The sequence below is a fragment of the Phaeobacter sp. HF9A genome, assembly GCF_011806385.1.
Lineage (GTDB): Bacteria > Pseudomonadota > Alphaproteobacteria > Rhodobacterales > Rhodobacteraceae > Epibacterium.
Window position 1 is genome coordinate 25,525 of sequence record NZ_JAATOX010000033.1, and the last position, 7,743, is coordinate 33,267.

Genomic DNA, 7,743 nt, shown 5'->3' on the forward strand with positions numbered 1-7,743 from the left:
CATGAGCAAGACAGGAACGTTGGCGCTGCGGCTGGTGGGCGGCGATGTGCTGCACGCGGAGGGGCTGGAGCCTGGTGGCGCGCTGGAGATCGCAGAGGGGCTTGTCCAGCAGGCCCCCGGCGCCCGCGCGGTGGACCTCTCCGGCTATCGCATCCTGCCCGGCATCATCGACCTGCATGGCGACGGATTCGAACGCCACGTGGCCCCACGCCGGGGGGCCATGAAACAGATGGCCGAGGGAATTCGCGCAACAGAGGCCGAACTCGCCGCCAATGGCATCACCACCGGCGTGCTGGCGCAGTTCTATTCCTGGGAAGGCGGTCTGCGCGGGCCGGAATTCGCCGCGCAGGTCTTTGCCGGCATTGCCCAGGTGCGCGACCAGCTGGTCACCGACCTGATCCCGCAGTTGCGCTTCGAGATCCACCTGCTTGATGACTACGCGACCCTGCCGGAGCGGATCGCGAAATGGGGCCTGCCCTATGTGGTGTTCAACGATCACCTGCCGCATGAGCGGCTGGCCGAGGGCAAGAAGCCCCCGCGCCTGACCGGCCAGGCGCTGAAGGCGGGGCGCACCCCGGAGGTGCATTTTCAGATGTTGCTGGACCTGCACGCGCGCCGCAGCGCGCTGCCCGCCGCGCTGGACCAGCTCTGCGCGACACTGGCACAAATGGGGGTGACGATCGGCAGCCATGACGACCCCGATGGTGCAACGCGCGCCGCCTGGCGGCACCGTGGCGCGCGAATCTCGGAATTTCCCGAAACGCTGGAGGCGGCAGAGGCGGCGCGGGCCGCAGGCGATCACATTATCCTCGGCTCGCCCAATGTGGTGCGCGGCGGCAGCCACAAGGGCAATGTGTCAGCAGTGGAGCTGATCGCCATGGGGCTTTGTGATGCGCTGGCCTCGGATTACCACTACCCCAGCCCCCGCCGCGCCGCCCTGATGCTTGCAAAAACCGGACTGCTGCCGCTGGAACAGGCCTGGGCGCTGGTCTCCAGCGGTCCGGCAAAGGTTCTCGGGCTCTCGGATCGCGGCGACCTCAGCCCCGGAAAACGGGCCGACCTGGTGATCCTTGACGAAGATGATCACGTGGCCGCGACCCTGTCCGGCGGCCGGGTCAGCTACATGAGCGGCTCCATCGCGGCGCGCTTCCTGGGCTGATACCCCTTCATCTTTTTGAAAATATCCCGGGGGTCTGGGGGCAGAGCCCCCAGCTGCCCCTTGCCGCACCTATCCTTCGCCTGCGGCGGGCGGGGCAGCGCCGCGCGTCAGGCCCGATGGGCCCTCCTTGCGGCGCGGTAATCCGGGGGGGCCGGATTACCAGCCTTCGCTTCTCTCGCTGCGAATGATCCGGTTGACGTGACCCATTTTGCGACCGGGTTTGGCCTCTGCCTTGCCGTAGAGATGGACGGCGCAATCCGGCTCGCGAGCGAGATCGGCAAGCCGGTCCACATCCTCGCCGATCAGGTTCTCCATCACCACATCGGCGTAGCGGGCGCCATTGCCGATGGTCCAGCCGGTGATCGCGCGGATGTGCTGCTCGAACTGGTCAATGGCGCAGCCCTCCTGCGTCCAATGGCCGGAGTTATGCACCCGCGGCGCGATCTCATTGACCACCAAGCCCTGCGCGGTGACAAAGACCTCGACCCCGAGCACACCGACATAATCCAGCGCGTTCAGGATCTTACCTGCCATCAGAACCGCATCCATGCTCTGGCCCGCGCTCAGGTTTGCGGGCACCGTGGTCGTGTGCAGGATGCCTTCGAGATGCACATTCTCGCCGGGGTCGAAACAGGCCACCTTGCCATCCAGACTGCGGGTGGCAATGACCGAGACCTCATGCGAAAACGGCACATAGCCTTCGAGGATCGCCGGCGCGCCCTGCATCGCGGCCAGCGCATCTGCCGCCTCTTCCGGTGCCATGATGCGGACCTGGCCCTTGCCGTCATAGCCAAAGCGGCGGGTTTTCAGGATCGACGGCGTGCCGACCTCTTCCAGCGCGGCCTCCAGGCTGGCGGCATCGCTGACATCGGCAAAGGGCGCGGTGGCAAGGCCCAGCTCGCGCAGAAAGCTCTTTTCGGTCAGCCGGTCCTGCGAGATCCGCAGCGCCTCGCGGCCCGGGCGGATCGGTTTCAGCTCTTCGAGGATATCCAGCGCTGAAGTGGGAATGTTTTCAAACTCATAGGTGATCACATCCACCGTTTCGGCAAAGGCGCGCAAGGCGGCCTCGTCCTCATAGCCGGCGGTGGTCACCTGATCGGCCACATGGCCAGCGGGCGGGTTGGCGGAGGGCTCAAAGATATGCGTCTTGAACCCGAGCCGGGCGGCCGCAACCGAAAGCATGCGGCCGAGCTGGCCGCCGCCAAGAATGCCAATGGTGGCGCCGGGGGCGAGCTGCGAAGCAGGATCAGTCATCTGTCGGTTCCTCAGGAATGGAGGCGGCAAGGGCTGCGCGCCAGTCATCGAGCCGTTTGGCAAGTGCCGCATCACTGGTGGCCAGAATACCGGCCGCCATCAGACCGGCATTGGCCGCGCCCGCAGCGCCGATCGCCATGGTGGCGACCGGAAAGCCCTTTGGCATCTGTACGATGGAATAAAGGCTGTCCACCCCAGAGAGCGCCCGTGTCTGCACCGGCACGCCCACAACCGGCACCCGAGTCTTGGAGGCCATCATGCCCGGCAGATGCGCCGCGCCCCCGGCCCCCGCGATAATCACGTGCAAGCCGCGTTCGGCAGCGGTTTTGCCATAGTCCCACAGCCGGTCCGGGGTGCGATGCGCAGAGACGATACGCGTCTCATAGGCCACGCCCAACTCGTCCAGAATAGTGGCAGCTTCCTTCATGGTGGACCAGTCCGACTGGCTGCCCATGATGATCCCTACTTTGATGTCGGCCATATCTCGCCTCTCTGTGGAAGGAGCGCGCACCTTAGCGAAATCCGCTGAAATGGCAATGCGGCGCGGCCGAGAAATGCCGCAGTCGCAGGGGCGGTAAGCCGGGGTATCTGCCGTCGCGCCCCAAGGCTGCCGCAGGATCGACCCATTGGCAGGAATTCCCGCCAAAGACCGCGAGAGACCGCCCGCAAAGCATTGTTTTTTGTTCCTTTCCTTGCCAATGATGCCGGGGCCGCCGCGGCTCCTGCGGAAGGTGCAAAGAGACGGCCAGCCGAGGCAATCAAGGAGAGCACGCGGTGTTCCTCAACGCATCCATCGTTGTCGTTTGTGTCCTTGCAGGCGTTGTCTTGATGCTGCCGCGCGTCGCTGGCGCGCGGATCTGGCGGGCAACAGTAACGCCGCTGGCCTCGATCATCGGCAGCGGCTTTCTGGTGCTGGGCCCCATTCTGGACACCCATTTCGGCATCTGGGCCCCCGCCGTGATGGCGGCGCTTTGCCTCATGGCCTATGCCTATGGCGCGGCGGTGCGCTACAATATTCGCTGGCTGGCGCAGGACCACCCGCAAGGCCGCAGTGACCGGGCGCTGGAGCAGCTGGCCTCGCTGGCGCTGGCCTTCGCCTATTTCGTGTCGGTGGCCTATTACCTGAACCTGCTGGGCGCCTTCGCGGTCAGCCTGACGGATCTGGACGCCAAGGAATATGGCGGGCTGGTCACCAGCGGCGTCTTTGCGCTGATCCTGCTGGTGGGCTGGACGCGGGGCTTTGGCGCGCTGGAACGGCTGGAGCAGGTCTCTGTCGGGTTGAAACTGGCGATCATCGCGGGCTTGCTCTTTGCGCTGGGATGGCGCTTTACGGCCGAGGCCGGGGCGGGCAATCTGGTGATCCATGCGCCCGAGACCGTGGGCTGGCAGGCGGTGACGCTGGTCTTTGGCCTTTTGGTCACGGTCCAGGGGTTCGAGATCACCCGCTACATGGGCTCCGAATATGATGCGGCAACGCGGGTGCGGTCGATGCGCTATGCGCAATGGCTCTCGGCGGCGATCTATATGATCTATATCCTGTTTTTGACGTTTCTCTATCTGCCGGGACAGGCCGCGCTGAGCGAAACCTCGATCATCGGCTTCACCGCGCAGGTGGCACCGGTGCTGCCGATCCTGTTGATCACGGCGGCGCTGGCCGCGCAATTTTCGGCGGCGGTTGCCGATACCGGCGGCGCGGGCGGGCTGGTGGCGGAGGTCACCGGCGGGCGGGTGCCTGTGCGCGTGGTCTATGCGTTGCTGACGGGATTTGGCCTGGTAGTGACCTGGGGCATGAGCGTGTTTGAGATCATCACCCATGCCTCGCGGGCCTTTGCGCTCTATTATGCGCTGCAATCGCTGATCGCCGCACGACGCGCGCAGGCCGAGGGGGCGCTGTTGCGCGCGGCCGGGTTTGCGGCGCTGGCCCTGTTGGGGGCTGTCATCGTGATCTTTGGAACGCCGGTGGAATAGCGCGAACTAATCGCGACATCGCATAGGCCGGAGCGCGCCTGCCGCTCCTCTCGGGCTCGGTGCATCCCGGCCTGGGTCAGGCGATGATATCGGGCAGCAGCCGGTCTTCGATCTGGGCGATCTTGTCCTTCAGGTTCAGCTTTTGCTTTTTCAGCCGCCGGATGGTGAGCGGATCAGCGGTGCCTTTTTCTTCGAGGGCGTGAATCGCCTCGTCCAGATCCCTGTGTTCCCTGCGGAAAACCTCCAGCTCTACCCGGAGGACGTCATCGGTTGCCATGGACAGATCGGACTGCTGGTTCATTTGTGACTCGTGTTAAGGACAGTGAAACATACGCACATTAGGCTCGGACAAATCGCAGCGCTAGGGGCGACTGTGACAGGAAAGCTGAACCCGGGACTTGTGAAACGGCAAGAACATCCCATATTCTATATCACAGAGGTTGCCAGATTGGGACCGAAAGAAACCGTCGCTTTGAAATTAAGGACGAGAATACAGTGTCGAAACTTACCTTGGGCTCATACCCGCATATGCTGGGGTTCGAGCAGCTGGAGCGCCTGCTGGAAAGATCCGCAAAATCCGGCAATGAAGGCTATCCCCCCTATAATATCGAACAGACGTCGGATTTTTCCTATCGCATCACCCTCGCCGTGGCGGGGTTTGCCGAGGAAGATCTGGCCATCACGATCGAGGATCGCCAGTTGGTGATTCGTGGTCGCCAGCGTGATGATGCCGAGGGCCGCGTCTTTCTGCATCGTGGCATCGCCGCCCGTCAGTTCCAGCGCATGTTCGTGCTGGCCGATGGCGTCGAGGTCGGCGAGGCGGTGATGGAAAACGGTCTCCTGCATGTGGATCTGACCCGATCCCGGCCGGAAACCGTGGTACAAACGATCAATATCAAGAAGGGGTAAATCATGCAGACTCAAGTAGATATGCCACAGGTCGGCGGTCGGACCGTCTATGTGAAAACCGTTGCGGTTGCCGATCTGCCCAAAGATGTGCAGGCCTCGGTGCCCGGGCGCAAACAGCTTTATGCGGTGCATGACGAGGCGGGCGAACAGCTGGCGCTGGTCGCGGATCGCACCATGGCCTTTGTGCTGGCGCGGCAACATGATTTCGCGCCCGTCGCAGTGCACTGACGCGCCTCTGGCGCGGTGTCACAGCGCCAATAGACGTCGCACCAAGAAATCAAGACGTTGGCAGGCCCCGCAGATCGCTGCGGGGCCTTTTATTTTGTCCCACCACCGCCGGGCCACCTGTGACGTATTGGAAAAAATGTCCACTTTTCGCAATGTCAACGCAAATAACCGCCCCAATACGTGAAGTTATAACAAAAAATCAAACTCTCTGGATCAAAGTCTCCGCAGCTTTGGCGGCCCAAGCAGATTGAAAGCCCCATGCGCCCCCTCAATCGGAGATAGAATATGACTGACACCGACACGGCCCTGGTCCTTGGGCGATTTGGGCTTCAGGGAGAGATGATCCAGGATCTGCGCCAGGCCAATGCGATCGTGCAGCCGATGCTGGATCAGGTGCTGACCCATTTCTACGACTACGCCCAAAGCGATGCCGAAGCGGTGGCGTTTTTCCCGGATCAATCCCTGTTGGATCACGCGCGCAAGGCTCAAAAACGCCATTGGGAGCTCTTGCTGGGCGGCGATTTCCCCGAGAGCTATTTCCTGTCCGCCAAACGGATCGGCCAGGTGCATTTCAAGATCCAGCTGCCGTTCTCGCTCTACTTGGCGGGCTATGCGCAGGCGACCTCCTATATTCAGCGCACCTTGATCGAACGTGCCAGCACCCTTCTGTCGCCGCCCGCGCGCAAACGGCTGCACCATATGCTGGGCGCCTTGAACCGCGCGTTTGCGATGGATACGTTTTTTGTGATCGACGCCTATTTCTCGGCCCAGACCGCAGAGCAGGAAATCGCCTTTGACCACCTGACCAAAGGGGTAGACCGGATGGCGTCGGGCGATTTGACCCGGCTGATCCCGGACAGCTCCGAGAGCGACTATCCGCAGCGCTACGACGGGATTCGGATGTCCCTGAACCGGCTGATGACGGGGATGAGCGACGTGATCGGCAAGGTACAGGCGGCGATGGCAACGGTCAGCCAGACCTCCGGGCATCTGTCAGACAGCGCCCAGAACCTGGCGCAGCGGGCCGAAGCGCAGGCGGCAACGCTGGAAGAAACCGCCGCCGCGGTCGAAGAGATCACCACCAGCATGCGCTCCTCTTCCAATGGCACCACCGAGACCCGCGATCTGGCGCGCCAGACCCAGGCCACCGCAGAACAGGGCAATGAGATCGTCTTGCAGGCGGTGCAGAAGATGGAAGAGATCGCGCAATCCTCCACGCAGATCAGCCAGATCATCAGCGTGATTGATGATATATCCTTTCAGACCAACCTTCTGGCGTTGAATGCCGGGGTCGAGGCCGCACGGGCGGGCGAGGCCGGTCGCGGTTTTGCGGTGGTGGCCTCCGAAGTGCGCGGCCTGGCGCAGCGGGCCGCCAACTCTGCCAATGAAATCAAAACCTTGATCACGGTGAGCGGCACGCATGTGACCGAAGGCGTGGAGCTGGTCAACCGGGCGGGCACCACATTGGATCGCATCGTGTCCGACGTCAAACGGGTGAGCGAGCTTTCGGCCACGGTGGCCAGTTCGGTGGTGGAGCAATCCACCGGCATCAGCGAGATCAACACCGGGATTTCGCATCTGGATACGGTGACGCAAGAGAATGTGGCGATCGCCGAACAGACCGCCTCGGCCTCGCATTCCCTGCGCAAGGATACCGACGCGCTGACCGGGTTGATCGCCACTTTCAAGGTGCTGTCGGCTGATGCCACCGCCCATGAGGCAAAAGCCATGGCGCCGCGCCTGGTCAGCGGGTTCTAGGGGCGCTGCGCCAGCCCCCCTGCCCGCCGCAGCCGCAGCGCATTGGTCAGCACAGACACCGAAGACAGCGCCATGGCGGCGGCGGCAAAGACCGGTGACAGCAGAATGCCAAAGGCCGGATACAGCGCCCCGGCGGCCAACGGGATCAGCGCCGCATTATACAGAAAGGCCCAGCCGAGGTTCTGACGGATATTGGCCAGGGTCGCGCGCGAAATCTCCAGCGCGGTCACCACGCCCATGAGGTCGCCGGACATCAGCACCACATCGCCCGCCTCGATCGCCACATCGGTGCCGGTGCCGATGGCAATGCCCACATCCGCCTGAGCCAGCGCCGGGGCGTCATTGATACCGTCGCCGACAAAGCCCAGCTTGCGCCCGCGCGAGCGCAGATCCTCCAGCGCCGCCACCTTGCCTTCGGGCGCGACACCGGCCACCACATGGCTGATGCCCAGATCGCGGGCGATGGC

The 7,743-nt window shown here is 63.4% G+C and carries 9 protein-coding genes; 5 read left to right on the forward strand and 4 right to left on the reverse strand.

Annotated features, from left to right (window positions below):
- Position 1: 1 nt before the first annotated feature.
- Positions 2-1,159: an alpha-D-ribose 1-methylphosphonate 5-triphosphate diphosphatase gene (locus HCZ87_RS08370; protein ID WP_167643303.1), complete on the forward strand. Its 1,158-nt coding sequence runs from the start codon at positions 2-4 to the stop codon at positions 1,157-1,159.
- A 156-nt stretch (positions 1,160-1,315) separates the two neighbouring features.
- Here HCZ87_RS08370 and HCZ87_RS08375 read toward each other — a convergent pair whose 3' ends face one another.
- Positions 1,316-2,413, reverse strand: coding sequence for a 5-(carboxyamino)imidazole ribonucleotide synthase (locus HCZ87_RS08375; protein WP_167643304.1), 1,098 nt, complete (start codon positions 2,411-2,413; stop codon positions 1,316-1,318).
- Entirely contained in the window at positions 2,406-2,894 is a 489-nt protein-coding gene (gene purE / locus HCZ87_RS08380) for a 5-(carboxyamino)imidazole ribonucleotide mutase (protein WP_167643305.1), read from the reverse strand. Before purE ends, HCZ87_RS08375 begins: the two co-directional genes overlap by 8 nt.
- Positions 2,895-3,187: 293 nt before the next feature.
- On the opposite strand from purE, the gene HCZ87_RS08385 reads away from it, so the two are divergent.
- Positions 3,188-4,381 (forward strand): hypothetical protein, encoded by a 1,194-nt coding sequence (locus tag HCZ87_RS08385; protein WP_368484097.1) that lies wholly within the window; start codon positions 3,188-3,190, stop codon positions 4,379-4,381.
- 76 nt (positions 4,382-4,457) lie between these two features.
- Here the strand turns inward: HCZ87_RS08385 and HCZ87_RS08390 are convergent, their stop codons facing one another.
- Positions 4,458-4,682: a YdcH family protein gene (locus HCZ87_RS08390; RefSeq protein WP_167643306.1), complete on the reverse strand. Its 225-nt coding sequence runs from the start codon at positions 4,680-4,682 to the stop codon at positions 4,458-4,460.
- A 194-nt stretch (positions 4,683-4,876) separates the two neighbouring features.
- On the opposite strand from HCZ87_RS08390, the gene HCZ87_RS08395 reads away from it, so the two are divergent.
- The 3 genes from HCZ87_RS08395 (at position 4,877) to HCZ87_RS08405 (ending at position 7,276) form a co-directional block, all read left to right on the forward strand.
- Positions 4,877-5,290, forward strand: coding sequence for an Hsp20 family protein (locus HCZ87_RS08395; protein WP_368484098.1), 414 nt, complete (start codon positions 4,877-4,879; stop codon positions 5,288-5,290).
- Positions 5,291-5,293: 3 nt separating this feature from the next.
- Complete coding sequence (locus HCZ87_RS08400; RefSeq protein WP_167643307.1) at positions 5,294-5,518, forward strand: DUF1150 family protein; 225 nt, start codon at positions 5,294-5,296, stop codon at positions 5,516-5,518.
- 285 nt (positions 5,519-5,803) lie between these two features.
- Positions 5,804-7,276, forward strand: a complete 1,473-nt coding sequence (locus HCZ87_RS08405; RefSeq protein WP_167643308.1) for a methyl-accepting chemotaxis protein — start codon at positions 5,804-5,806, stop codon at positions 7,274-7,276.
- Here HCZ87_RS08405 and HCZ87_RS08410 read toward each other — a convergent pair.
- Positions 7,273-7,743 (reverse strand): HAD-IC family P-type ATPase (locus tag HCZ87_RS08410; RefSeq protein ID WP_167643309.1); only part of this gene is annotated, 471 nt, incomplete at its 5' end. The two genes, HCZ87_RS08405 and HCZ87_RS08410, sit on opposite strands and share 4 nt — an antisense overlap.